Annotated in this window: 18 protein-coding genes and 1 pseudogene; 5 read left to right on the top strand and 14 right to left on the bottom strand. The window is 32.9% G+C overall.

The window, feature by feature from the left end:
* The first annotated feature begins 30 nt into the window (after positions 1 to 30).
* From mprF to EP747_RS22795, 3 genes are all read left to right on the top strand, one after another.
* Entirely contained in the window at positions 31 to 2,553 is a 2,523-nt protein-coding gene (gene mprF, locus EP747_RS22805; RefSeq protein ID WP_129692279.1) for a bifunctional lysylphosphatidylglycerol flippase/synthetase MprF, read from the top strand.
* Between the two features lie 204 nt (positions 2,554 to 2,757).
* Entirely contained in the window at positions 2,758 to 3,210 is a 453-nt protein-coding gene (locus tag EP747_RS22800; protein WP_129692278.1) for a MarR family winged helix-turn-helix transcriptional regulator, read from the top strand.
* A gap of 26 nt (positions 3,211 to 3,236) precedes the next feature.
* Positions 3,237 to 3,656: an organic hydroperoxide resistance protein gene (locus EP747_RS22795; protein ID WP_129692277.1), complete on the top strand. Its 420-nt coding sequence runs from the start codon at positions 3,237 to 3,239 to the stop codon at positions 3,654 to 3,656.
* A gap of 56 nt (positions 3,657 to 3,712) precedes the next feature.
* On the opposite strand, the gene EP747_RS22790 is transcribed toward EP747_RS22795, so the two are convergent.
* The 5 genes from EP747_RS22790 to EP747_RS22770 all read right to left on the bottom strand — a co-directional run bounded on the left by EP747_RS22790 (position 3,713) and on the right by EP747_RS22770 (position 8,144).
* Positions 3,713 to 4,492, bottom strand: a complete 780-nt coding sequence (locus tag EP747_RS22790) for an ABC transporter permease (RefSeq protein WP_129692276.1) — start codon at positions 4,490 to 4,492, stop codon at positions 3,713 to 3,715.
* A 12-nt stretch (positions 4,493 to 4,504) separates the two neighbouring features.
* A complete protein-coding gene (locus EP747_RS22785) occupies positions 4,505 to 5,227 on the bottom strand; it encodes an ATP-binding cassette domain-containing protein (protein WP_129692275.1) in 723 nt (240 codons plus the stop codon).
* Positions 5,228 to 5,288: 61 nt separating this feature from the next.
* Positions 5,289 to 6,089: an ABC transporter ATP-binding protein gene (locus EP747_RS22780; protein ID WP_129692274.1), complete on the bottom strand. Its 801-nt coding sequence runs from the start codon at positions 6,087 to 6,089 to the stop codon at positions 5,289 to 5,291.
* 4 nt (positions 6,090 to 6,093) lie between these two features.
* Positions 6,094 to 7,146 (bottom strand): FecCD family ABC transporter permease, encoded by a 1,053-nt coding sequence (locus EP747_RS22775; protein ID WP_129692273.1) that lies wholly within the window; start codon positions 7,144 to 7,146, stop codon positions 6,094 to 6,096.
* Complete coding sequence (locus tag EP747_RS22770) at positions 7,143 to 8,144, bottom strand: FecCD family ABC transporter permease (protein WP_129692272.1); 1,002 nt, start codon at positions 8,142 to 8,144, stop codon at positions 7,143 to 7,145. The genes EP747_RS22775 and EP747_RS22770 overlap by 4 nt, the downstream gene beginning before the upstream one ends.
* Positions 8,145 to 8,312: 168 nt before the next feature.
* Between EP747_RS22770 and EP747_RS22765 the strand changes: the two genes are divergently transcribed.
* A complete protein-coding gene (locus tag EP747_RS22765; protein WP_129692271.1) occupies positions 8,313 to 9,272 on the top strand; it encodes an ABC transporter substrate-binding protein in 960 nt (319 codons plus the stop codon).
* Positions 9,273 to 9,352: 80 nt separating this feature from the next.
* Here the strand turns inward: EP747_RS22765 and EP747_RS22760 are convergent, their stop codons facing one another.
* The 7 genes and pseudogenes from EP747_RS22760 to EP747_RS22730 form a co-directional block, all read right to left on the bottom strand.
* The gene (locus EP747_RS22760) at positions 9,353 to 9,910 is read right to left on the bottom strand and encodes a GNAT family N-acetyltransferase (protein WP_129692270.1); all 558 of its coding nucleotides are present in this window, start codon (positions 9,908 to 9,910) and stop codon (positions 9,353 to 9,355) included.
* Between the two features lie 236 nt (positions 9,911 to 10,146).
* Positions 10,147 to 10,848 (bottom strand): response regulator, encoded by a 702-nt coding sequence (locus tag EP747_RS22755; protein WP_129692269.1) that lies wholly within the window; start codon positions 10,846 to 10,848, stop codon positions 10,147 to 10,149.
* Positions 10,814 to 12,448: an ATP-binding protein gene (locus EP747_RS22750; protein ID WP_129692268.1), complete on the bottom strand. Its 1,635-nt coding sequence runs from the start codon at positions 12,446 to 12,448 to the stop codon at positions 10,814 to 10,816. Before EP747_RS22750 ends, EP747_RS22755 begins: the two co-directional genes overlap by 35 nt.
* Positions 12,449 to 12,515: 67 nt before the next feature.
* Positions 12,516 to 14,041: pseudogene (locus EP747_RS22745) on the bottom strand (tripartite tricarboxylate transporter permease).
* A gap of 24 nt (positions 14,042 to 14,065) precedes the next feature.
* Positions 14,066 to 14,518 carry a tripartite tricarboxylate transporter TctB family protein gene (locus tag EP747_RS22740; RefSeq protein WP_129692267.1) on the bottom strand — a complete coding sequence of 151 codons (453 nt, stop codon included), beginning with the start codon at positions 14,516 to 14,518 and terminating at the stop codon, positions 14,066 to 14,068.
* Positions 14,519 to 14,583: 65 nt separating this feature from the next.
* Positions 14,584 to 15,603 (bottom strand): Bug family tripartite tricarboxylate transporter substrate binding protein, encoded by a 1,020-nt coding sequence (locus EP747_RS22735; protein WP_419179338.1) that lies wholly within the window; start codon positions 15,601 to 15,603, stop codon positions 14,584 to 14,586.
* Positions 15,604 to 15,958: 355 nt separating this feature from the next.
* Positions 15,959 to 18,343, bottom strand: coding sequence for an immune inhibitor A domain-containing protein (locus EP747_RS22730; RefSeq protein WP_129692266.1), 2,385 nt, complete (start codon positions 18,341 to 18,343; stop codon positions 15,959 to 15,961).
* A 221-nt stretch (positions 18,344 to 18,564) separates the two neighbouring features.
* On the opposite strand from EP747_RS22730, the gene EP747_RS22725 reads away from it, so the two are divergent.
* Positions 18,565 to 19,149, top strand: a complete 585-nt coding sequence (locus EP747_RS22725) for a DNA-3-methyladenine glycosylase (RefSeq protein WP_129692265.1) — start codon at positions 18,565 to 18,567, stop codon at positions 19,147 to 19,149.
* A gap of 114 nt (positions 19,150 to 19,263) precedes the next feature.
* On the opposite strand, the gene EP747_RS22720 is transcribed toward EP747_RS22725, so the two are convergent.
* A complete protein-coding gene (locus EP747_RS22720; RefSeq protein WP_129692264.1) occupies positions 19,264 to 20,910 on the bottom strand; it encodes a glycerol-3-phosphate dehydrogenase/oxidase in 1,647 nt (548 codons plus the stop codon).
* A gap of 148 nt (positions 20,911 to 21,058) precedes the next feature.
* Positions 21,059 to 22,549 carry a glycerol kinase GlpK gene (gene glpK / locus EP747_RS22715; RefSeq protein ID WP_129692263.1) on the bottom strand — a complete coding sequence of 497 codons (1,491 nt, stop codon included), beginning with the start codon at positions 22,547 to 22,549 and terminating at the stop codon, positions 21,059 to 21,061.
* Positions 22,550 to 24,075: the final 1,526 nt, after the last annotated feature.

The raw sequence follows: 24,075 nt of genomic DNA, 5'->3' as shown, positions 1-24,075 counted from the left end.
TTTGTTGAATATTAACTTCAGGAGTGTCTTATGAATAAGATTCGGATTAGTAAAGTAGGTTTATTTAAACTATTTTTCATCTCAATATTACTTGTTACATTTATATTTGTTGGAAAAAATGTACTTTTAAACTTCGACTTTAAAATGTTCTTTAACTATATGGAGTCTCTTACATTAATACAGTACTTTTTGATTTTTGCATTAGGTATATTAGCCGTATCTCCAATGTTTTTATATGACTTCGTACTTGTAAGACTATTAAAATTAGATTTCAGTTTTCGAAAAATATTAATGGTAGCTTGGCTTGCGAATACTTCCTCAAACCTAATTGGTCTTGGTGGGGTTGCAGGTACTACCATTCGAACTCTATTTTATCGAAAAGATCGTACCGGTCCAGAAATTGTTAAAGCAGTGAGTAGTGTAACGATATTCTTACTTTCTGGATTATCGATATTGAGCTTAGTTTTATTTACTGGAATATTTGATTTATCATTTTTAAATGAATATAAGTATTTATATATCGCTATTATCATTGCAATTTGTTATTTCCCGGTTATGTTTTTAGTCGTTTATTTAAAACGTAATTTTTTCTCGGAGAATTTTTCCGCAAAATATATGCTTTCACTAGTTGTCATTTCCTTATGTGAATGGTCTTTTATTTTATTATTCATTTACTTCATTTGTTTATTTTTACATATCGATATTTCACTCATAGAGGTATTACCTGTTTTTTTAGTGGCCTCTGTTGCAGCTCTTTTAAGTATGATTCCAGGCGGTCTTGGATCTTTTGATTTTATTTTCCTACTAGGTTTTACATACTTTGGAATCGATAAGGAAACGACACTTCTTGTTTTATTGATTTATCGTTTCAGTTATTTCTTTTTCCCGTTTGCTTGCGGTATTATTTTAGCTCTTAAATTATTATGGAATAAAATAAATCAATCATTTAATAATATTCCAAATCAAATTTCTACTTATTTGGGGCATAAACTTTTAACGATTTTGGTATTTTTATCTGGCGTAATTCTATTAGTTTCTGCTGCTGTGCCAAGCATGCTTTTTAGAATTAGTCTTTTAAATTTAATTTTACCTTCGACAATTATTAATATTTCACATTTAATCTCGGTCACAGCAGGCTTTACCTTGTTAGGACTCTCTCGTGGAATTGATTATAAAGATAAAAGAGCATGGTATATTACACTATTCATGTTAATTGTTGGGGCAGTTACAACGTATTCAAAAGGTTTAGATTATGAAGAAGCTCTTTTTGTATTAACAGTTGCTTTTATATTATTTATTTCAAAGAAACAATTTTATAGAGAAAGCTTCGTTTTAACTTGGGGTAAGCTTATTGTTGATAATTTTATTTTATTTTTCTTTTTAGGTAGTTATTTACTTATTGCTTATATCAATCTACCTCAAACAAATGTGAAAATACCTGCTAAATATTTACCTTATATACTTGTGAATTCGAGAGATATCGTTATTAGTGCAGTTCTTGGTTTTGCAGCTGCTTTACTATTTTTTTATATCGCATTTTTTAAAGTTAAAAGAAAACAATTTGAATTTATAAATACGAAAGCTGAAGAAGAAAAAATAAAAGAACATTTTAATAAGTATGGTGGTACAGAGCTTTCACATTTGGTTTTTTTACATGATAAATATTTATTCTGGGCTCAGGATGAGACAGTATTATTTATTTTTCAGCCATATGCAGACAAATTAGTTATTTTAGGTGATCCGGTTGGTGAAAAATCTCGTTTATATCCTGCTATTGAGGAATTATTAAACTATGCTGATCAATTTGGGTATACACTCGTCTTCTACCAAGTAAACTCAAATTCACTATCTTATTTACATGAAAACGGTTTTGATTTCTTTAAACTTGGTGAAGAAGGATTTACTGATATCTCAACATTCACTTTATCAGGAAAACGTAATAAAGGAATTCGTGCACTTTACAATAAATTTGAACGCGAAGAGTATAGTTTTGATATGATTGAACCACCTTATTCTAATGAATTCTTTATGGAATTAAAGGAATTATCACAAGAGTGGCTGAAAGGGCGAAAAGAAAAAGGGTTTTCACTTGGCTATTTTGATGAGAATTACATCAAACTTGCACCTGTAGCTATTATTAAAAATAATGAAAATAAAATGATTGCTTTTGCATCTATTATGCCAAACTATAATGATCAAACGATTTCAATTGATTTAATGCGTCATAAAGTTGACGCTCCAAAAGGAATTATGGACTTTATGTTTGTTAACTTAATTGAATGGTTCAGGTCTAGAAATTTTCATTATTTTAATGTCGGTATGACACCTTTAGCAAACGTGGGTCTATCTAAGTATTCATTTACAAGTGAGAAAATTGCAGCGCAAATTTATCAATATGGACAATTTTTATATCACTTTCAAGGTTTAAGAAGCTTTAAAGAGAAATATGTTAATTCTTGGACGCCTAAGTTTTTGGCATATCATAAAAAAACATCCTTACCAATTACAATGCTACAAATAACATCATTAATTTCTAGGTCTAGAAAAAATTAAATTTACAGCCAGTTAATGTATTGAACATTGACTGGCTTTTTTATTGTGAATAAGCTGATTTTCACTTCAAACCTGCTCAATTAATAATCAAAATTAAAAAATTGGTAAAAAATAATCGTTATTATCGCTTGCAAAATTATCTCTCATCAATTATGATTGTGTCATATTAAATTGTGCACAACTAATATAGAAGGATGTTGATCAATGAATAAAGAAAATCAGCTTTTGCTTGAAAATCAATTATGCTTTTCAATTTATGCTTGTTCTCGAGAAATTACTAAATTATATCGTCCAATCTTAGATGAGATCGGCATAACATATCCACAATATCTTGCATTGCTTTCACTTTGGGAAAAAGATCAACAAACTGTGAAAGAACTTGGGGAGACTCTTTTTTTAGACTCAGGAACTCTGACACCAATGCTAAAACGAATGGAATCTGCGGGACTAATTTTCCGTAACCGTGATTCAAGTGATGAGAGAAAAGTATTTATTACACTAACTGAAGAAGGTACTAAATTAAAAGAAAAAGCTTTCTGTATACCTGAGAAATTTTTCAAGGAAAGTAATACTACTCAAGAGGAATTTTTAACAATATTAAGCCAAACAAAAGAATTATTAAAGAAAGTTCAATCTGCAAATGAAAGTAAAAAATAGATAATTTATATTAAGGAGAGATCGTAATGGAAAAATTATATACTGCTACAGCAACTGCTACAGGTGGACGTGACGGAAGAGTTATTTCATCAGATGATTTTATTAATTTATCACTTAAACCACCAGTGGAATTAGGCGGACCTGGTGGAGCAACAAATCCTGAACAACTTTTTGCCGCTGGCTATTCAGCTTGCTTTGACAGTGCATTAAATTTAGTAGCTCGCCAACAAAAAATTAAACTAGAATCTACATCAGTAATTGCAAACATAACAATCGGTAAAGACCCTGCTGATGGAGGATTCAAATTAGCTGCTCAACTTGATGTAAAAGTACAAGGTGTTCCAACAGAAGTAGCCGTAGAACTAGTGAAAGCAGCCCACGGTGTATGCCCATATTCAAAAGCAACTAGAGGAAACATGGATGTACAATTAAGAGTAATCGGATAATATTTAGCATAAAGGGAGAAGGAAAAGTTTTTACTTACCCCCTTCTCCCATTATCCTTATCCTTGTTCTACTAACGTTTCATATTTCAATGAATCGTCTTTTGTGAAGAATTTTCTATAGGATAGAAGTGTTGAGGAGAATACACTAACTGCAATTGCACTAATTAAAATACATTCTATTAGCAATTGATATTTAATCGCATATAAAGGACTAATGCCAGCAAAGATCATTCCAGTCATCGAGCCTGGTAATGTAACGATTCCAACAGTTTTAGCTCGATCAATAGATGGAATTAAGGCAGCTTTAATCGAATTTTTTATGACAATATTTGATGCTTGTTTAGTTGTTGCTCCTAAGCATAGTGCAGCTTCTATTTGATTTTTATTCGCCTGAATTTCTGCTCTAAGTCTCGTTAATGCTAAACTATTCGCGTTCATTGATGTACTAATAATCATACTTGAAATCGGAATAACATACTGAGCCTTCAACGCAATTTTGTTTGCTACCAACACGACTCCTAAAGAAATCATGACACCTAGTAGAATACTAATAAAAGATATAAAAAATGCTCCTTCAATTTGTTGTGACCTTTTACTCGAAGTATGAGCACCGAATAAAATCATACAAAATAAAATAATGTTGACAATTAAAAAATGTTCAATTTGCAGTATGTATTCAAGTACATAACCCATTATCATTAATTGAATTACGGTCCTTACTGAAGAAACGCCAATGTCTTTTTCAACACCAAGTTTTTGATAATAGGATAATGCGATAGCAATAATAATTAATAAAAATGTCAGAGATACTCCTGTAATATGCAAATTACCTTCCATTATTTCACCTCTTTAAGCAATTGTAGAAAGAAAATTTTTCCCTAATTCTGTGCTTGGATTATTAAAAAATTCATTAACTGGACTCACTTCTACTAATTTACCGTCAATCAGTAACCCTACTCGATCAGCTATTTGTTGAACTAAATCCATATTATGTGTAACAACAATAATAGACATATTTTCTTCTTTTTTTAAGGTTACTAACAGATCTTGTATATGTAGAGTAGATTGAGGGTCTAACGCTGAAGTAATTTCATCACATAATAAAATGCTAGGTTTCATCGCAATTGCTCTGGCGATTGATACTCTTTGCTGTTGTCCTATAGATAAAGAAAAAGAATTACGTTCTAATAGTTGACCCTCAAGTCCTACTTTTTCTAATAAGGAAGTCGCCAAAAGTTTAGATTCATTCTTATCAAACCCACTATTCAACTTTAAACCAAATAAAATATTATCCTCTACAGTACCTTCAAATAATGAAGGAGTTTGTAAAATCATTACTGCACTTTTTCGTAATTTTTGAGGAGGCATTGAATGAATAGACTGCCCATTCAATTGAATTTCTCCATTACTAACTGTTTGTAACCGATTGAATGTACGAAGTAACGTTGATTTACCTGCTCCCGAAGTACCAATTAAACAAAAAATTTCGCCTTGTTTTATTTGAAAAGATATATTTTTAAGAATCGGATTACCTAGTATATCTACACTTATATTATTAACGGATAGTGTCATTCTTCTCACCTCATACTAAATGAAAGGTGCCCTACTTTTAGGACACCTTTTTTAAAATTGATTAAATTATTTTTCTTCCTCGGCCATGAGGTATGCAAAGTGGCGTTCCGAATAATGGATCCTTCACAATATCGCAGTTCATACAGAAAACGTCACAGATTAAGTTCTGATTAATAATGTTTTCTGGGTCTCCTTCTGCGTATACTTCACCATTTGAAATCGCAACAACGTTGTGTGCATATCGACATGCTAAGTTTATATCATGTAGTACCATAACAATTGTACGCTGTTCTTTTTCATTTAATTCGTAAAGTAAGTCTAAAATCTCGATTTGATGTGTTAAATCTAAATATGTTGTTGGTTCATCTAATAAAATTGTATCTGTGTCCTGAGCCAATGTCATCGCAATCCAAGCACGTTGACGTTGTCCACCTGATAATGAATCGACTAATTGATCCTTTAATTCATACATATTTGTAATTTTCAAGGCATGATTTACTTTTTCTTCATCTTCTTTTGACCATTGCTTTAACCAAGTTTGATATGGATATCTTCCTTGTTTTACTAATTGAAAAACTGTTAAACCTTCTGGTGCAACAGGACTTTGAGGCAGAATTGAAAGATTGCGTGCAATTTCCTTTGTAGGTCGCTTACTTATTTCTTTTCCATCAAGTAAGATTGTTCCACTTTTTGGTTGAAGTAGTCTTGCAAGTGAACGAAGTAATGTTGATTTTCCGCACCCATTTGCCCCAATTAATACTGTGATTTTTCCTTTTGGGACTTGAAAATTTAATTCGTTTATAATTGTACGATCATCATACGATAACGTTAATTTTTCTGTTTCGATTGCGCTCGTTGACATCTTATCACCTTTTTCCACTCTTAAATAATAAATAGATAAAATATGGTGCACCAATTACAGCAGTAAATACACCAGCAGGTATTTGAATTGGACTAAACACAGTTCTTCCAATTGTATCAGCCACTAAAACCATAATGGCTCCGATTATTCCAGATAAGGGAATCAATGCACCGTAAGAAGCACCTACTAATCTCCGAGCAATATGAGGTGCAATTAGTCCAACAAATGCGATTGCTCCTGCAAATGCAACTGCACCAGCTACTAATGCTGTGCTTATAAATAACAAGATTAGTCGATTTTTTTCTACTTGAACTCCTAAACTTGTTGAAACGTCATCTCCAAGTTGTTGCGTATTGATATGTCTAATAAACGATAAAGCTAACACGATAAAAACTAAAGTCCAGATAGTAATGATTTTAACCTGTTCCCAGTTCGCTCCATATACGCTTCCCGTTAACCACATATTCGCTTCAGTTGCTCTAAAAATCGGTCCGATGATCATAAAGAATGAAGTTGTTGCCTGAGCTAATGCCGAGAAACCTACTCCTACTAAAACTAATCTTAGCGGTCTTAATTCACCATCTTTATAAGCAAAAGCATAAACAAATATTAAACTAATGATGGCACCGATAAATGCTGCTAACGGTAACCATTTTATACTAACTGTTAATTGATTCGTACGGTCATTACTAAAAATAGCTAAAAATAATACAACAGCAGCTCCTGCTCCACCTGTAATCCCTAGAATATCTGGAGAAGCAAGTGGATTTCTAACTAAACCTTGTAGAATTGCTCCAGCGATTGCTAGTGATATTCCAGCAAAAATTGCAACGATGATCCGAGGCATTCGAAATGCTTGAATAAATAATTCATCTATTTTTTCCCCTTCACCAAAAATAACAGATAATACTTTTGGAATAGAGATGTAACGGTCACCTAGTGTTAAGCTCACTATAAATGAACTGATCAATAAAAGAAGTGCAATGATTACAACGGAAAATGATCGTTTATTAAATAGTAGTGAAAAATACTTGTTTCTTAATTTGATCATGTTCATTTTACTGTACCGCCTTTTCTTGCTAAATAAATAAAAAATGGAGCCCCAATAACTGCGGTCATAATACCAACTGGCGTTTCTTCTGGCATTAATATGTAACGAGATCCTACATCAGCTAATAGAAGTAAAATTGCCCCGAAAATACCGCAAAATGGGATCATCCAGCGATAATCATTTTTAACGAACATTCTAACTATTTGAGGGACAATTATACCAACTAATCCTATTGGTCCTGCTATACTTACAGCACCACCTGCTAGAATGATAACTAAAACGACTAATGTGACTTTTAATAAAGCTGTATTTTGGCCTAAAGCTTTAGATACATCCTCCCCTAGCATGAATGTGTTAATCTTTCCACCAAGTGCAAGTGCAATCACCCAAGCTATTACGATATATGGTAGTACCATATGTAAAGAATCAAGTGAACGACCTTGAACTGAACCCGCTAGCCAAAATAATACTTGCTCTAATGCTACTTCATTTGTTACCAGTAATCCTTGGGTAATTGAGCTAAACATCGCTGCAATTGAAACACCAGCTAAAGTGATTTTTAATGGTGTTGCTCCGTCTTTTCCTATTGAACTTAACCCAAATACAAATACCGCTGATAATGTAGCTCCTATAAATGAAAGCCATATAGTCGCATTAGGTGATTGTAAATGGAAAAATGTAATACTTAGTACAATCAACATCGAGGCACCAGCGTTAATTCCTAGAACGCTTGGCGATGCTAATGGATTTTTAGTTAAAACCTGCATAAACAAACCAGCGATTGCTAAACTTGCTCCTACTATTGAAGCAATGATCGCTCTTGGAACTCGAACATTTTGAATAATTAACTGTTCATTAGACCCATTAAATTGTGTAAATGAATGAATTAAACTTGTAAAACTAGTATCCGTATAACCTAGTAAAATACTAGAAAAAAAACAAATTACTAATAATAAGATACAAGCTACTAATACGATAACTCTTGATTTTGGGTGAATAAGCATTTTATATCTCCTACTATTCTATTCTCTTCTATTAGTCTAAATGATATGAATTATCAAGTCAATGAGAATCATTTTCATTTTCTTGTTGACTTCTAATCAAATCTTAATCTATAATACTAATTGTCGAGAGAAATGATAATCATTATCAACTAAAAGGGAGACCATTCTATGAAAAAACTAAAATTTTCTTCACTAATTGCTCTATTCATTGCAGCAATTATGGTATTAGGTGCTTGTGGCACAAAAAAATCAGATGAAGCTTCTGGTAAAGAAAGTAAAAAAGCAAATACAATTACGATCGAGCATGCAATGGGTACGACAAAAGTTCCTGTTAATCCAAAAAGAGTTGTTATTTTAACAAACGAAGGAACTGAAGCTTTACTGGCATTAGGTGTGAAACCAGTCGGTGCTGTTAAATCATGGACAGGTAACCCTTGGTACGATCATATTTCTAAAGATATGGATGGCGTAGAAGTTGTAGGTGTAGAAAGTGAAGTTAACCTTGAGAAAATCGCTGGTTTAAAACCAGATTTAATTATTGGTAATAAAATGCGTCAAGAAAAAGTGTATGAGCAATTAAGTGCAATTGCACCAACGGTTTTCGCTGAAACATTACGTGGAGATTGGCAAGAAAATTTCAAATTCTATGCAAAGGTTTTAAACAAAGAAGAACAAGGCAATAAAGTATTAGCTGATTATTCAAAACGTGTTGAAGATCTAAAAGCTGAATTAGGCGATAAAGTAAATCAAAAAATTTCAATGGTACGTTTCATGGGTGCTGATGTACGAATCTATCACCAAGATACATTCTCTGGTGTAATTCTTAAACAATTAGGATTCCAACGTCCTGAAGAACAAAATGCTCCTGATTTTGCTGAAAGAGGCGTAACAAAAGAACGTATTCCGGCAATGGATGGAGATTACCTATTCTACTTTACATTTGATGACGGTAAAGAGTCTGGATCTAAGCTTGAAAAAGAATTTACAGAAGATCCTTTATTCAAAAAGTTAAATGCTTCTAAAAATGGACATGTCATTAAAGTAAATGATGTAACTTGGAACACAGCAGGTGGAATCAAGGCTGCTTACTTAATGTTAGATGACATTGAAAAGACTTTTACTAAATAATAGAATTTAAAAAGGTTTACCTTTATTGTCTGATTGAATGACAATTTAGGTAAACTTTTTTTGTTAAAGTCGGGATCTGGCTAGTTTCCATTCCTGCATACTGCTGCTTTCCCTGCATCTTCAGCATTTCCTGCAATTAACGTAAGCATCATATGCTCTTGATCCCAATATTCATTGTTAAATTTTAAACTATTAGGGGTTTTAGCAAATGTTTTGAATCCTAGTTTTTCATATAGTTTTTTTGCTGTTTCATTTCCTTCTACGATATTTAATGTAAGTTGTTCAAGTCCTAAGCTTTTTGCTAAGTGGATTGCTTCTTCAACTAGAAGATAGCCTGCCCCCATTTTTCGAGCGCTAGTAGAAACATAGACAGACTCAATTTTCCCTTTATGCTCTGCTTTAACCTTTTCAAATGTTTTTAAAGTTGCTACTCCTATTAATTCACCTTTGTCAGTAAATGCACCAATCGTATAATTTTTATCTTTATCTAATATTTCTGCTTTGTATTCAATAGGGTCATCTTGATCAAGTATCTCATCCATAGTTGTAATAAAAACTTCAGGATTCTCTTTTAAACCTTCTAAACGAATATTAAGATAGATTTCTGCATCTTCTTTAGTTAATAAACGTATTTTCATAACTTTCCCTCCGTAGTTGTTGCAAAGTATATTTTATAGAACAAATGTAAGGTTTTCAACGCTTTCACAAACGATACTCTAATAATCTGATATTGTCACAAACTTGTAAAAAACATAAAAAAACGCTTGAATACCAAGCGTCTAGACCGTCCTCTTAATATGATTTTTCACAATTCCTGTTACAGAAATGTTAGGTTTGTCATAGTCATTAAGTAAACTTTACTAAATCACGTAATCTAGTTTTTTATCAAATAAACTCTTTCTGGCCTTCCAATCGTCCCATACGCTAAATCCGCTAATACTTTTCCTTCAGATACTAAATATTCTAAATATCTACGGGCAGTAGTCCGACTAACGCCAATTTCTAACCCTATATTCTCAGCAGTCATCCCGTTATGAACTTCTTTTATCGCAAATAACACTTTATCTAAAGTAAGCTTATCAATTCCTTTAGGGTATATACTTTGCTCTTCAATTATCGAATTATTTTTCCCGATTAAACCATCTATTTCTTCCTGAGTTAGATAAGCACTTTTTGATTGTAGACTTTGCACTTTATTTGAATAATTTACATAACGAATTAGGGACTTTTTAAAACGATCAAAAATGACTGGCTTAATAATAAAATCAAATACACCATAATGTAAGGCCTTATTCACTGAATCGATTTCTTTGGATGCTGTAATCATAATAACATCTGCTAAAATTGAATGTTTCTTCATCCATTGTAAAAAATCTAAGCCATTCATATCAGGAAAATAAACATCCAATAAAACTAGCTGAGGTTTTAGAATTTCAATCAAATCAACTGCTTCTTGGTAATTTGTCGCGATACCAATTACACTAAACCCTTCTATTCTTTCAATAAATCGCTGATGAATTTCTGCAATTCTACTATCATCTTCAACTATTAACACTTCTATTAAATTCTTTTTCATCGTATCTGTTACTCTCCTTTTGGCGTTTCGGAATGGCAACAATAAATGTAGTTCCCCCATGTTCATTTGAATGAAAAGTAATTTGTCCGTTTAATTTTTGGAGTAATCTTTGAACTAGATGAAGTCCGATCCCTGAATTTTTAGATTGCTCCTTAGAAGTAATACCATATTCAAAAATCTCATCGATTAATTCTTCAGGAATTCCATTTGCATTATCCTCAATTTCAATCACTAAATCTTTACCTAAATCAGTAAGAAATAGTGAAACAAGCTTTTCTGATTTATTCGTTTCTAGTACTGCATCGAACGCGTTATTTAATAGATTTCCGATTATGGTTATTAAGTCTTCCCGATTTATTTCTTTTGGGACATCTGCAAAACTACTATTATAATCAATGTTAAAGTCTACTTTTAACTCATTAGCTAAACTTATTTTGCCTAAAAGAAGTCCTGCAACGACTGGGTCTGAAATTTCTTCCATAATAAAATGGATAATATTTTGAGTTATATTTGATTCCTTTGAAATTAATTCAATCGCTTCTTGATAGGATTCGAGCTGTATTAAGCCTAAGATTGTATGTAACTTATTCGAATATTCATGCGCCTGAGCTCTAAGTCCTTCTGAATATGCTTTTATTTGCGATAGTTCATTTAGCAATTTATTCAATTCTGATTTTTCCCTAAAGGTTGTTACTGCTCCAACAATATTAGAATTCACTCCAACAATTGGTATACAATTAATAATCATTACTTTTTCATTTATTAAAAACTCTAAATCATAAATTGGCTTACCTGTTTCAACTACTTTCTTCAGATGCGAATTATGCAAAATGTCTTCTATTTTTAATCCTCTAAGCTTTATATTATTAGGAATAGAAAGTACTTTATGGGCATTTTCATTTACTACTGTAATCTCTCCGTATTCATCAATCGCAATGATCCCTTCATGAATGGATTCTAAAATTGCGTGTTTTTCTTTGTACATCCTTCCAATTTCTTTCGGCTCCAATCCGAATATCGATTTTTTAATATTAAATGAAATTAAAAAAGCTGCCCCTATTCCAAGTAGTAATATGACAATACTGTTTTTTATTAGTTTTTTACTAAAGGCTTTTGCCTCATGATCGATATCTTTTATTAAGTAGCCTACAGAAACAACTCCAATTACATTGCCATTATCATCAAAAATAGGAGTTTTTCCCCTTAAAGAAGGGCCGAGTGTACCAGTCGATTCCGATACGATTTCCTGTCCTTTAAATACTTTATCGTTATCTCCTCCAACCATTTTCTGACCAATTAGTAATGGATTTGGATGCGAATAACGTAATTCATTTTTATTTCCAACAACGATAAATTCCGCTCCAACTTTCTTTCGAATCTTTTCAACGATTGGCTGAATGATTCCTGATGGATTTTCACTTAAAAATGCTTCACGAATTTCTGGCATATTTGCCACTGTTTGAGAAATAGCTAAAGCCTTTAATCCCTTTTCATGTTTAAGGTTTTTTAGAAACATTTCTTGAGATACTATTTCAAAAACACTACTAATAACTAAAATGAGAACAGAAATAAAGATGATTAACTTATAATGTAAACGCATAAAATTTCTCCTTATATTTTTATAATAATCAAAAAACTCCTTTTATTAAAGGAGTTTTTTTAGAAATTTAAGCTTCTACATTAATAACTACTTCCTTACCCTTTAATTTAATAATAATTGGAATGAGGATCCAAAGTACACCAATTATTAAAAATACTAATGAAATAGGATGAGTAAAGAAAATACTATAATCACCATTTGATACAGTTAAAGCTCTTCTTAAATTATTCTCAATCATTGGACCTAAAACGATTCCTAATACTAGTGGTGCGATTGGAAAATCATTTTTTGAAAGGAAATATCCAAAAATACCACATGCTATTAATAGAAGTAAATCATTAACAGATACTTGAACGGCATAAACACCAAATATTGAAATGGCTACAATTAGTGGCAATAAGTATTTCTTCGGCGTTTGGATAATCTTTGCAAATATTTTTACTAAAGGCATGTTTAAGATGATGAGCATTACGTTACCAATAAACATACTCGCAATTAACCCCCATGCAACGTCAGGATGTTCATCGAAAAGCAGTGGTCCCGGTTGTATGTTATACATCATTAATGCACCCATTAGGATTGCAGTTGTTCCTGAACTTGGAATCCCTAAAGTTAATAAAGGAATCATCGCTCCGCCAGACGCGGCATTATTTGCTGACTCAGGAGATGCAACTCCAGCAATTGTACCAGTTCCAAACTTTTCTGGCGTTTTACTAATTTTCTTTTCTAAAATATAAGCAAAAAATGAAGCTAATATAGCACCTGCTCCCGGTAGTAAACCGACGAAAAATCCTAAAATGGAGCCCCTAGCAATCGGTGCTACACTTTCTTTTAATTCTTCTTTAGATGGTAATAAATTATTAATCTTTGCCATCTCGCCATCTTCAACTTCATTTTCAATAATTGTTTTAAATACTTCCCCTAGAGCAAATAGTCCTACCGCTATTGTTAAAAATTCTAACCCTTGATATAGCCATGGAATGTCATATGTAAAACGAGAAACTCCCGATACGGAATCAATTCCAATTGTAGCTAGTAGTAGTCCGAAGATCGTCATAATTAATGCTTTTGTTACCGACTTTCCTGCTAGTCCACTTACTGCACATAAACCAAGAAGCATTAATGAAAAATATTCGGCTGGACCGAACTTAATTGCTAATGCCGATAATGGTTTTGCTAATACAATCAGTGCAATAAGAGTAAAAATCCCTGCTACAAATGAACCAATGCTGCGATTGACAAAGCACTTCCCGCTCTACCTTTTTTAGCCATTTGATAACCATCTAAAGTCGTCACTACCGAGGAAGATTCTCCTGGAGTGTTTAATAAAATTGATGTAGTAGAACCACCATACATAGCACCATAATATACACCTGCTAATAAAATAATTGCACTCCCTGCAGCTTGCTCAGGTCCTAAAAAACCAGTTACCGAAGCAGTAACAGGTATTAATAATGCGACCCCACTCATTGGCCCAATACCAGGTAATACCCCTACTGCTGTACCAATTAATACTCCGGCAAAAGCAAACAATAAGTTGTACCATGTAAATGCAGTTTCAAATCCCTGCATTAAATATTGAAAAGTACTCAATTGATAACTCTCCCTTCTTTTTTCTTAAAACCAAATTGACCAAACAGGTAAAGTACCTTTTAAAACATCAACAAAAATAAAATAAATAATGAGTGAATAGCCTATGGAAATCGAAAGTGATTTTATCCAGTTTCCACGCTCCATTGTTTGAATTGCAACAATTAGGAATACAAACGAACTAATAATAAAACCGATTTTCTCAAGTAAAAGTGCATAAAGAATAGCTGAAGCTAGGATGATAAAAAATTGTTTATAATTATATTGAACTGCTTCCTTTTCTTTTCCCTTATAAAAAAATGTTTCGTAAAATAATCTACAACTTAATAAAGAAAGCGCACAGCCAAGTATAAATGGAAAAACGTTCGGACCAACTACACTTCCATAAGCAGTGGCTGCTATACTCCGACTTTCTAAAATAAAAGTAATACCTGTAATAAGAAAAATGATAGCTGCTAATCGATCAAATTTTTTATTCATGTATCTCACCTCTTTATGTTCAGTAATGGAAAAGAAGGAGTGTTTTCCCCCCTTCTTTATTTAAACTATTTACTCATTCCTAATGCTTTTAATAAATCTTGAACTTGCGTTTCTTGTTCTGATAAGAAGGAATCAAATTCTTTACCATCTTTATATTCCGGCTGCCAGCCTTGCTTTTCTACTTCTTCTTTCCATTCATTTGTCTCAACTAATTTTGAAATTGTTTTTTCCCAATATGAGTATGCATCCTTAGACATTTTCTCTGGTCCAAAAACCCCACGCCAAATGATAAACTCAGCATCAATGCCTTGCTCTTTAGCCGTTGGAAACTCAGACAACACATCTCCTTGTAAACGTTCAGGTGAAGTTACTGCTAAAACTTTAACTTTTCCTGATTTAACAAACTCAAGCGTACTAGAGACATCGGTCGAAATGACATCCGCATTATTACCTAATAAAGCTGTTATTGCCTCTGAACCACCATCATAGGATACATACTTAATTTTCGTAGGATCAATACCGTATTTATAGGCTGGTAAAATTCCGATTAAATGATCCATTGATCCTGGAGCTGATCCCCCAGCTAAAGTAATATTCTTCGGGTTCTTTTTAACGTCATCTAAAAGTGATTTTAAATCTTTATACTTAGAATCAGCCTTTACAACGATTGCACCATAATCCTTTGTTAGCTGAGCTAAAGGTGTACTATTTTTATAGCCATAAGGACTATTTCCCTCTTTTTTCAAGTTGTTAATAATAATAGGTGGTGAGTTTACGAATAATTTTTCATTATTGGCTTTATCCTGTGTAGCATACTCAGCCATGAATACTGTACCGCCACCGCCTGGCTTATTTTCTACAGTCATAGGTTCTTTAACAAGTTTTGTTTCACTTAATACTTTAGTGAACGATCTAGCTGTTAAATCCCATCCGCCGCCTGCTCCTGATGGTGCTACAACCGAAATTGCCTTATTAGGATAAGATGAGTTATTGCTTCCTGTTGTTACACTACTACTTTTACATGCTGCGAGACTTACAACGATTAAAGAAGTCATTACGAACAAACTAGTCTTTTTAAATTTCACCTATAGTTCCTCCCTTTTTTGGAAACGCTTTCTATACAAGTATTATAGTTTAATAATTCTGAAAAAAGTTTTTATGAACGTTAAATACGTAAAGTCCATTAAAACCATTTTGTTCATAAAAACCACGAAAAAGAAAACTCGCTGATTGGCGAGCCTTTAGGAGAAGACAGAAGCCTAGTTGCACTTCATGAGTATGTTAAAAAGCTAAAAGTTCAAAATTACTTACTCATAACAGGCTAATAGAAACCAACCACAACTAACTTTACTAAAAGAGACTAATTGAAATACTCATTATTAAACAGTCTGAAATAAAAAAATACGAGCCTGATATAATATCAGACTCGTATTCTTTAACTTATTTATGAATCCAAACAGCACCAGCTGAATTATCTTTTGCTTCTCCAATTACTTGGAATTTTAATCCGTAGTTAGGTACTTTTCTTCCTGCATCAGGAATTAAAGTATTTTGGTAACTATGTGAATCATCAAATTCTGTTACACCAGGTAGTCCATCATAATCAAAGATCCCACGAGATGGTGAATTAAAGTAGAATTCAGGAGACTCGTCATAACTGAAAGCTGCGTCAGCAACTTGGTAACGAGTACTTTGTGATACTGATGGTTTACCATTTAATGTACCAATTATAGCTTCTGGGTGAGCATCTACAACTCCTAAGAAACCTTCACCAGGGTGAACACCTGTCCAGTTATCTGTGTAGCTATCATCACCATACCAAACTACTAAACCAGTATTATACTTAACTCCGCGAGCATATTCTAATGCTTTATCAGAGCCAGCATAGTTTCTCCACTCTAAGTAGTAATAGTGATTTTTAAAGTCAGTACCATTCGATACAGTTGCTTTGTCTAATGTAAATGCTGGTGTTCCTTCCGCACCGTCAGTAAATTTAACTGCACCGTCAACAGTTAATTTTGCTTCGTCAAAAGCAAATCCTTCAGGAGCTAGTCCACCATCTGTAACATATTCAAATTGAACTTTTACATTTTTGCCTTTGAATGCAGATAAGTCATAAACTTTATCTACCCAAAGTCCTTTAGATGTTTCAAGCCCACCTGCAGTGTTTTCATCACCAATCGTATCAATTGTTGCAAGTTTAGCACCAGTTGTTGCATCTAAAACATTTACATATACATAATCGTAACTAAATTCAACTTCATAGTTTGCTTTTACTGCGAAAGTTGCAGTTGTAGCTGTTGTTAAGTCAAATTTTGGTGAAGTCATAGTAGTGTGAAGGTCATCGCCTTTTGTACTATAGTAGTACTTTGCACCAAATTGAGGTTGGATTTTACTTTTTACTTCTTTTTTAGGTAAGTTAACTTTTACGATCGCTGGATTGTTTGATTTAGTAACACTTTGATCGATAATAGCAGCTATACCTTCTTCATTAATATCTTTATAGTCTACTTCAGTCATATTTGCCCAGTTTCCACCAATTGTTTTTTGGAAGAACTCTTTGTTTTGTGGTGAGAAACTTGTAGGCGTTGTACCAGCGATTGCGCCGTTCCAACTACCACCACTCATGATTGACCAAGAAGCAACTGGTTCACCATTTCCAGTGTATTGAGTATCGTACTCATCTGGTAATCCTAAATCATGACCAAATTCGTGAGCGAATACACCTACTGCTCCATCTTCTGGTTCAATTGTGTAATCATATGCAGCCATCATTCCGTTCCAATATGGAACTTTTGCTTGTGTTCCTGAGAAAGGAGTTACTCCACTTAAAGTCCAACGATGTGACCAGATAGCTTTATCTCCTAATTTACCGCCACCTGCTTCTTGACCAGTTCCAGCATGAAGAACCATTAAGTGATCCACTAATCCATCAGGCTCATTAATATTTCCATCTCCATCAATGTCATAAATATCTAAATCATCAAAATCAGCTAAATTAATACCTGAATTAATTGCAGCTCGTAGTGATTCTTTAACAAGATCACGTGGCCCTTTTGGTGCAAGATTATCATGTCCTCCAGCTGGGTTATCATCACCATAATCAGCTGCATTTCCAGAAACTGTTAACCAATCTGTTACTGTACCTTTTACAGTATAACTTCCACCAGATTGTTCTTCATAAAATTGTTTAAACGTTTTTATTTTAGAGCCATCGTTTAAAGTAAACTCTTTATCTCCAAAAAGCATATCTTGGTAATGTTTTTTGCTGAAATCGTCAGTGTACATGTACCCATCTTGTTTATCAATATTGTTATGTTTGAAATCAGCAAACTCAGTTAAGATTACTAATACTTTATCTTCACGTACTCCGCCGTTATAGCCAGCTTGTTTTGCAGAATCAACTTTTACTACACCAGTTGGTTTGCCTTTTTTATAGTTTTCATGGCCTTTATTTAATTGTGATAAAAGTTGAGCTTTACGTTTTTCTAACGTTGCTCTTTGTTTATCAGCAATTTGTGAATCTGAATGTGCATTAACTCTCTCTTTATATGCACCTTGTTTTTCCTTTATGTATGCTTGTACTTTTTCATTAGCTACTTCAGCGCTATCTGATTCTTTGATCACGCCTCTGTCTCTTAAAGCTTTTTCTAATCTTTCTTCATCAACTACGTTTAAATCTAAATAAGGACTTTCTACTAATTGCTTATCACTTTCAGTAGGAATTGCTGCTTTTGAAGTAACTCCAGTCGAAAAAATGGACATACTTAATGCTGCAGCAAGTGAGACACTCGATAATACCTTCCAGTATGATGGTCTTGCCATAAATCTACACCCCTTTTCAGAATCTTCTAATAACAATTAAAATAGTACAAGCTTAAGGGGTATTGTACAATGAGTAATTATGAATAATTTCTAATGATTCACTTAATCTATTTAATCTATTTTTAACATTCCTTTAATATTAGGAATAGGTAAATTATCTTATTACGGTGACAAGAAAATACATTTTCTCTTTTTATCAAACAAATTTTGAGGAGTTTTATATGAATTCGACATTAAAACAAGATTTCTTTTTTAAACCAACTTTACAATTAGCAAAGGAGCTTTTAGGCTGTGTATTAGTTCATAGTACTGATGAAATGGAAGTTTCTGGAATAATCGTAGAGACTGAAGCATATATGGGGCCAGGTGATCGGGCTGCACACAGTTTTCAAAATCGACGTACAAAGCGGACTGAAATTATGTTCCATGAGCCTGGATTCATCTATACTTATCAAATGCATACTCATACTTTAATAAATGTTGTTTGCGGGGAAGTTGGTATACCTAATGCAGTATTAATTAGAGCACTAGAACCTTTGGACGGGATTGAAAAAATGATCGAATTTCGAAAAAATCAGCCGATTTCTAATTTAACGAATGGACCAGGAAAGCTTACAAAGGCATTAAATATTACGATGGAGTCATATGGTAAACCGATTTGGATGCCGCCTGTGTATATTACAGAAGGAATTAAACCAGAGCATATTAGTAGTGGTCCTAGAATTGGAATTGAAAACACAGGTGAGGCAAGGGACTATCCATGGAGATTTTGGATTACGGATAATAAATTCATATCTAAAAAATAAGAATACCCAGACTGTTGAACAACGTTCGCTCTTAGTCAGTCTGGGTTTCTTTATTTATGCTGTTTTTACATAGGAACCGTAAGGCCTCACTACTTTTATTAATCGCTTTTAAAATCATTCATTATAAGCAGTAACAGCGACTTTTATTTGCTCTTCTAATTCCAAACGATATTCTACAATTTGGTACTTATTCCAACTTAATCTATTCGCCATATAACGAATCACTTCATCTTTATACTTATTAACAAGATCAATTTGAAAATATAAAAATCCAGTTCTCCTAATAAAAAAGTCGACTGGTTTTACAATCATTTCGTTTTGAATTCCATATTCTAGTTGTAAAAATAATGATAGTGGTAGATTAGTATCATTTTTCAATACACTAAATGATATATTCATTAAATGCTCTATATTCGATCCATATATTCTACTTAATCTTTTATATTCCGATTCACTTAATCCAATTGCAATACCTGCAGATGAAAATCGTTTTTTAAAATAATTAAAACCTTTAGAGCCTCCAACATCGCCACCGGATATTGGTAAATTTTTAGTCTGACATTCTTTAAATCTATTTTTATTATCTACTGAAATAAGGTCTACAATTGTCTCTGCCATTTTACGATATCCAGTTAATTTTCCTCCTGCAATTGAAATTAACCCAGAGGATGATTCCCAAATCTCATCCTTTCTTGAGATTTCAGAAGGATCCTTACCTTCTTCAAAAATTAAAGGACGAATTCCAGCCCAGCTTGATTCAACGTCAGTATCTTCCAGTTTTATTGTTGGAAACATATACTTAACACAATTTAATATATATTCCCTATCTTCATTACTTACTTTTGGATTAGAGGTATCTCGATCAAAAAATGTATCTGTTGTACCTACATAAGTCTTTCCATCTCTTGGAATTGCAAAGACCATCCGACCGTCTACCGTATCAAAATATACTGACTGATTTAATGGAAACTTTTTATGATCAATAACTAAATGAACCCCTTTCGTTAGTCTAAGATTTTTATCACTTTCTAATCGTTCCATTTCCCTAAGCTGATCAACCCAAGGACCGGTTGCGTTAATAATCCTCTTTGCCCGAATAGTAAAAGGAACTTTCGCTATTAAATCGATTACTTTAGCTCCTACAATTCTATTATTTTCATAAATGAAATCTGTCACTTCAACATAATTTATTGCCTGTGCTCCATGTTCAACTGCTTTTTTTATAACTTCAATTGTAAGGCGAGCATCATCTGTTCGATATTCAACGTAATATCCACTAGCTTTAAGTCCCTCTTTTTTAACTAATGGTTCCTTTTCTAAAGTTTCTTTTCGATTTAACATTTTTCTCCGCTCATCTTTTTTTACATCAGCTAAGTAATCATATAATCTAAGGCCAATAGAAGTAGTAAACTTACCAAAAGTTCCACCCTTATATATGGGAAGTAACATCCGTTCAGGTGTAGTCACATGTGGACCATTTTCATAAACAATTGCACGTTCTTTACCAACCTCTGCTACCATTTTAAATTCATACTGTTTTAAATATCTTAAACCACCATGAACTAGCTTAGTAGAACGACTTGATGTACCCGATGCAAAATCCTGCATCTCAACTAGGGCAGTACTCATCCCTCTAGTAGTTGCATCTAGTGCAATACCACAACCTGTTATTCCTCCACCAATTACTAATAAATCAAACTCTTTTTCAGTTAATGTTTTCTTAATCTTTTTCCTATTCAAACTCGAAAATTGTTCTTCCATTGTAAAACCTCACTTCAACAAATTTTCTAGTTGTCTTAAAAAGCCGTCATAAAAAGAAAACAATCTAAAATTAAAAAGGACCGCTACAATTACAGCTGCATGTAGAAGGTCCTAGAATTTCGAATTAAAAAATATTCAAGTATGTTACTTATTTAAATGCTAAAGTTGCATTAACTGCTTTTTTCCAGCCTGAATATAGCTCATTACTTAATTCAGTTGTCATTTGCTGTTCAAAACATCGATCCATTTGCCATTGACCTGCTATTTCTTCTTGGTTTTTCCAAAATTCAACTGCTAATCCAGCTAAATATGCTGCACCTAAGGCTGTTGTTTCATTTATTACAGGCCGTTCGACAGGTACATTCAAAATATCACTTTGAAATTGCATTAAGAAATTATTCTTAACAGCTCCCCCGTCTACTCGTAACGTTTTTAAAGAAATTGTAGAATCCGCCTCCATTGCTGTAAGAACATCTTTCGTTTGATATGCAAGAGCTTCTAATGTAGCACGGATAAAATGTTCTTTAGATGTACCTCTTGTCAACCCAAATACTGCGCCACGGACATCACTATCCCAGTATGGTGTTCCTAAACCTACAAAAGCAGGTACAACATAAACTCCCTCAGATGAGGTTACCCTAGTAGCATATTTCTCACTATCTACAGCATTTTTAATCATTCTTAAACCATCACGTAACCATTGAATAGCAGAACCTGCAACAAATATACTTCCTTCAAGTGCATATTCAACTTTTCCGTCTATTCCCCATGCAATTGTAGTCAATAATCCATGATTTGATTTAACAGCATGATTTCCCGTATTCATAAGCATGAAACATCCAGTTCCATATGTGTTTTTAGCCATTCCCTTTTCAAAACAGGCCTGACCAAATAAAGCTGCTTGTTGATCACCAGCTATTCCAGCAATTGGAATCTCACTTCCAAAAAAATGATAGCTTACAGTATTAGCATATACTTCCGAAGAAGGACGGACACTTGGAAGCATACACTCCGGAACATCCAACATTTTTAATAAATCTTTATCCCATTTTAATTCATGAATATTATACATCATCGTTCTAGAAGCATTTGAATAGTCTGTAACATGTGCCCTGCCACCAGAAAGCTTCCACACTAACCAAGTATCAATCGTTCCAAATAATAAATCTCCTGCTTCAGCTTTTTCTCTAGCACCATCAATCTGATCAAGAATCCATTTTACTTTCGTACCAGAAAAGTAAGCATCAATTAATAGTCCTGTTTTTTCGCGAACTATTGAATCATAACCGTTCATTTTCAGTTCCTCACAAATTTCAGCTGTTTGTCTTGATTGCCAAACGATTGCATTATAGATTGGAGACCCTGTATGTTTATCCCAAACTACAGTCGTTTCACGTTGGTTAGTAATCCCAATTGCACTAATTTGGTCATGACGAATATTTGATTCCGCAAGGCACGTTGCAATGACCGCAAGTACTGAACCCCAAATCTCATTTGCATTATGCTCTACCCAACCTGGATTTGGAAAATATTGTGTAAACTCTTTTTGAGCTGTATGTACAATCTGACCTTTTTTATCAAACAAAATTGCTCTTGAACTAGTCGTCCCTTGGTCAAGTGATAAAATATATTTTTCCATCTCAAATGACCTCCTTACTATTATTTTATGTAGGAGAGATTTAAAAATGCGACTTAGTATCTATTTAAAGATGAATGTTGATTTCCACTATAGGAACTCGCTTTCCATGGGGCTGAATCTGAGCATCCTCGTTTCAATAAAGGAATAGTAAACACTAAAATGATTTATCGAAGCATTTGAGCATACAACTCATCTAATTTAAAAAAAACAATATAACACATATAATCTTTTAAATACATATTCTATTCGATAATTAATGATTCCTTTCATTCCTAAAGTAATGTATTGGATATCCTTCAATCTTTCTTTCCATAAAAAAACCTACTAATTTTATAGTAGATTTTCTCACATATATAAAATTCTTCATTAAATTCTTTTGGTTTAATTAATTTATTGTAGTTTATCGTTATTTCTTAGGTAATATTAAGAATAATAACATTTAATTAAAAACCTTCAAAAAACATGCCTTTAAGGATTACTATCTAACTTCTTTTAACAACCTTTTACATCAATTTATTTGTGTTTTTACATCATCTTTTACATCAATTATCTTTATTAAAATAAATAAGTTTACCTTAATACTTCTAGACTATCTAGACACATTATTCTTAATCCTTACTCTCCCATGGGACTGAGTCTGTCTAGTAAAATTGATTCTTCTAGACACCTTCTAGACACATTGGTTGTTATTCATTAAAGGCAAATGTTTTGGGGTAATTTGTTTTGAGACTATAATGTTAACTGTATAGATTTCTGACGTAGTTTATTAGTTGATGGTGGCGATAATTAGTAAGTTAATAATAGTTGGTAAGAAGTTGATTGTTCAACATGTGTCAAAGTGATGCTTCCAGTCTTTACTGCGCATTTAAATGAAAAAAGGAATATTGCACCTTAAAGGTGGATGCGCTTGCAACTAAATCAACTTCTTCATAATTACGCCCCAGGCTATCCCTCGATTACTTACGAAAAATAGTTACCAAAGCTACTCCTTTAATTATTTAAAACAAACCTTAAAAAATTTGTTTCTCCTTTTCCGATTATATGACCTCCCCTTTTCCTATCTAAATAGTAGATTAATATATTTGTAAAAATGTAAAAGTTTCGTGCTGATGACTTACCTTCACAATTAATACACGGAACTGTCTTTCAACATGAATCATTAAAAATATTTAATTTTATACAATTCACATTATAGGCTGGGCTTCAATTCCTGTACATTGGGGGAAAACTTTATAAACTTTATTAGCATTTTTCGTAATGTATCTACAAAAAAACAAATTTTAAGGTTTTATTTTGTCTAATTAAATTTTAAAAAAAGAATAATATGAATTAATTTGCTAGATAAAGTAGAAAAATATTGGAATTTATTGGGGGAATATTAAAATTTTATTTGAAAATTGTAATTTTTACTTCCATGTTGAAAATAAAAAAAACGGTAGAAACGTCGTGATTTTTTACACGTTAACTAACTTTTCTTATTGAACTAAACTGCCATTTAGCCACCCATGCAGCGCTCGCGCTGCACC

Origin of the sequence: Gottfriedia acidiceleris (assembly GCF_004138285.1) — a bacterium.
In the GTDB taxonomy this organism is placed as follows: Bacteria; Bacillota; Bacilli; order Bacillales; family Bacillaceae_G; genus Gottfriedia; species Gottfriedia acidiceleris_A.
The sequence above is the reverse complement of the archived record's forward strand: the minus strand, read 5'-3'. Positions and strand labels throughout refer to the sequence as shown.

Excerpts from the sequence above, each read along its gene's own strand:
- EP747_RS22790 (WP_129692276.1), bottom strand. The coding sequence starts at position 4,492 with ATGGAAGGTAATTTGCATATTACAGGAGTATCTCTGACATTTTTATTA.
- glpK (WP_129692263.1), bottom strand. The coding sequence starts at position 22,549 with ATGGAAAAATATATTTTATCACTTGACCAAGGGACGACTAGTTCAAGA.
- mprF (WP_129692279.1), top strand. The coding sequence starts at position 31 with ATGAATAAGATTCGGATTAGTAAAGTAGGTTTATTTAAACTATTTTTC.
- EP747_RS22795 (WP_129692277.1), top strand. The coding sequence starts at position 3,237 with ATGGAAAAATTATATACTGCTACAGCAACTGCTACAGGTGGACGTGAC.
- EP747_RS22765 (WP_129692271.1), top strand. The coding sequence starts at position 8,313 with ATGAAAAAACTAAAATTTTCTTCACTAATTGCTCTATTCATTGCAGCA.
- EP747_RS22755 (WP_129692269.1), bottom strand. The coding sequence starts at position 10,848 with ATGAAAAAGAATTTAATAGAAGTGTTAATAGTTGAAGATGATAGTAGA.
- EP747_RS22775 (WP_129692273.1), bottom strand. The coding sequence starts at position 7,146 with ATGAACATGATCAAATTAAGAAACAAGTATTTTTCACTACTATTTAAT.
- EP747_RS22785 (WP_129692275.1), bottom strand. The coding sequence starts at position 5,227 with ATGACACTATCCGTTAATAATATAAGTGTAGATATACTAGGTAATCCG.
- EP747_RS22800 (WP_129692278.1), top strand. The coding sequence starts at position 2,758 with ATGAATAAAGAAAATCAGCTTTTGCTTGAAAATCAATTATGCTTTTCA.
- EP747_RS22720 (WP_129692264.1), bottom strand. The coding sequence starts at position 20,910 with ATGGAAGAACAATTTTCGAGTTTGAATAGGAAAAAGATTAAGAAAACA.
- EP747_RS22770 (WP_129692272.1), bottom strand. The coding sequence starts at position 8,144 with ATGCTTATTCACCCAAAATCAAGAGTTATCGTATTAGTAGCTTGTATC.
- EP747_RS22725 (WP_129692265.1), top strand. The coding sequence starts at position 18,565 with ATGAATTCGACATTAAAACAAGATTTCTTTTTTAAACCAACTTTACAA.
- EP747_RS22780 (WP_129692274.1), bottom strand. The coding sequence starts at position 6,089 with ATGTCAACGAGCGCAATCGAAACAGAAAAATTAACGTTATCGTATGAT.
- EP747_RS22740 (WP_129692267.1), bottom strand. The coding sequence starts at position 14,518 with ATGAATAAAAAATTTGATCGATTAGCAGCTATCATTTTTCTTATTACA.
- EP747_RS22750 (WP_129692268.1), bottom strand. The coding sequence starts at position 12,448 with ATGCGTTTACATTATAAGTTAATCATCTTTATTTCTGTTCTCATTTTA.
- EP747_RS22760 (WP_129692270.1), bottom strand. The coding sequence starts at position 9,910 with ATGAAAATACGTTTATTAACTAAAGAAGATGCAGAAATCTATCTTAAT.
- EP747_RS22730 (WP_129692266.1), bottom strand. The coding sequence starts at position 18,343 with ATGGCAAGACCATCATACTGGAAGGTATTATCGAGTGTCTCACTTGCT.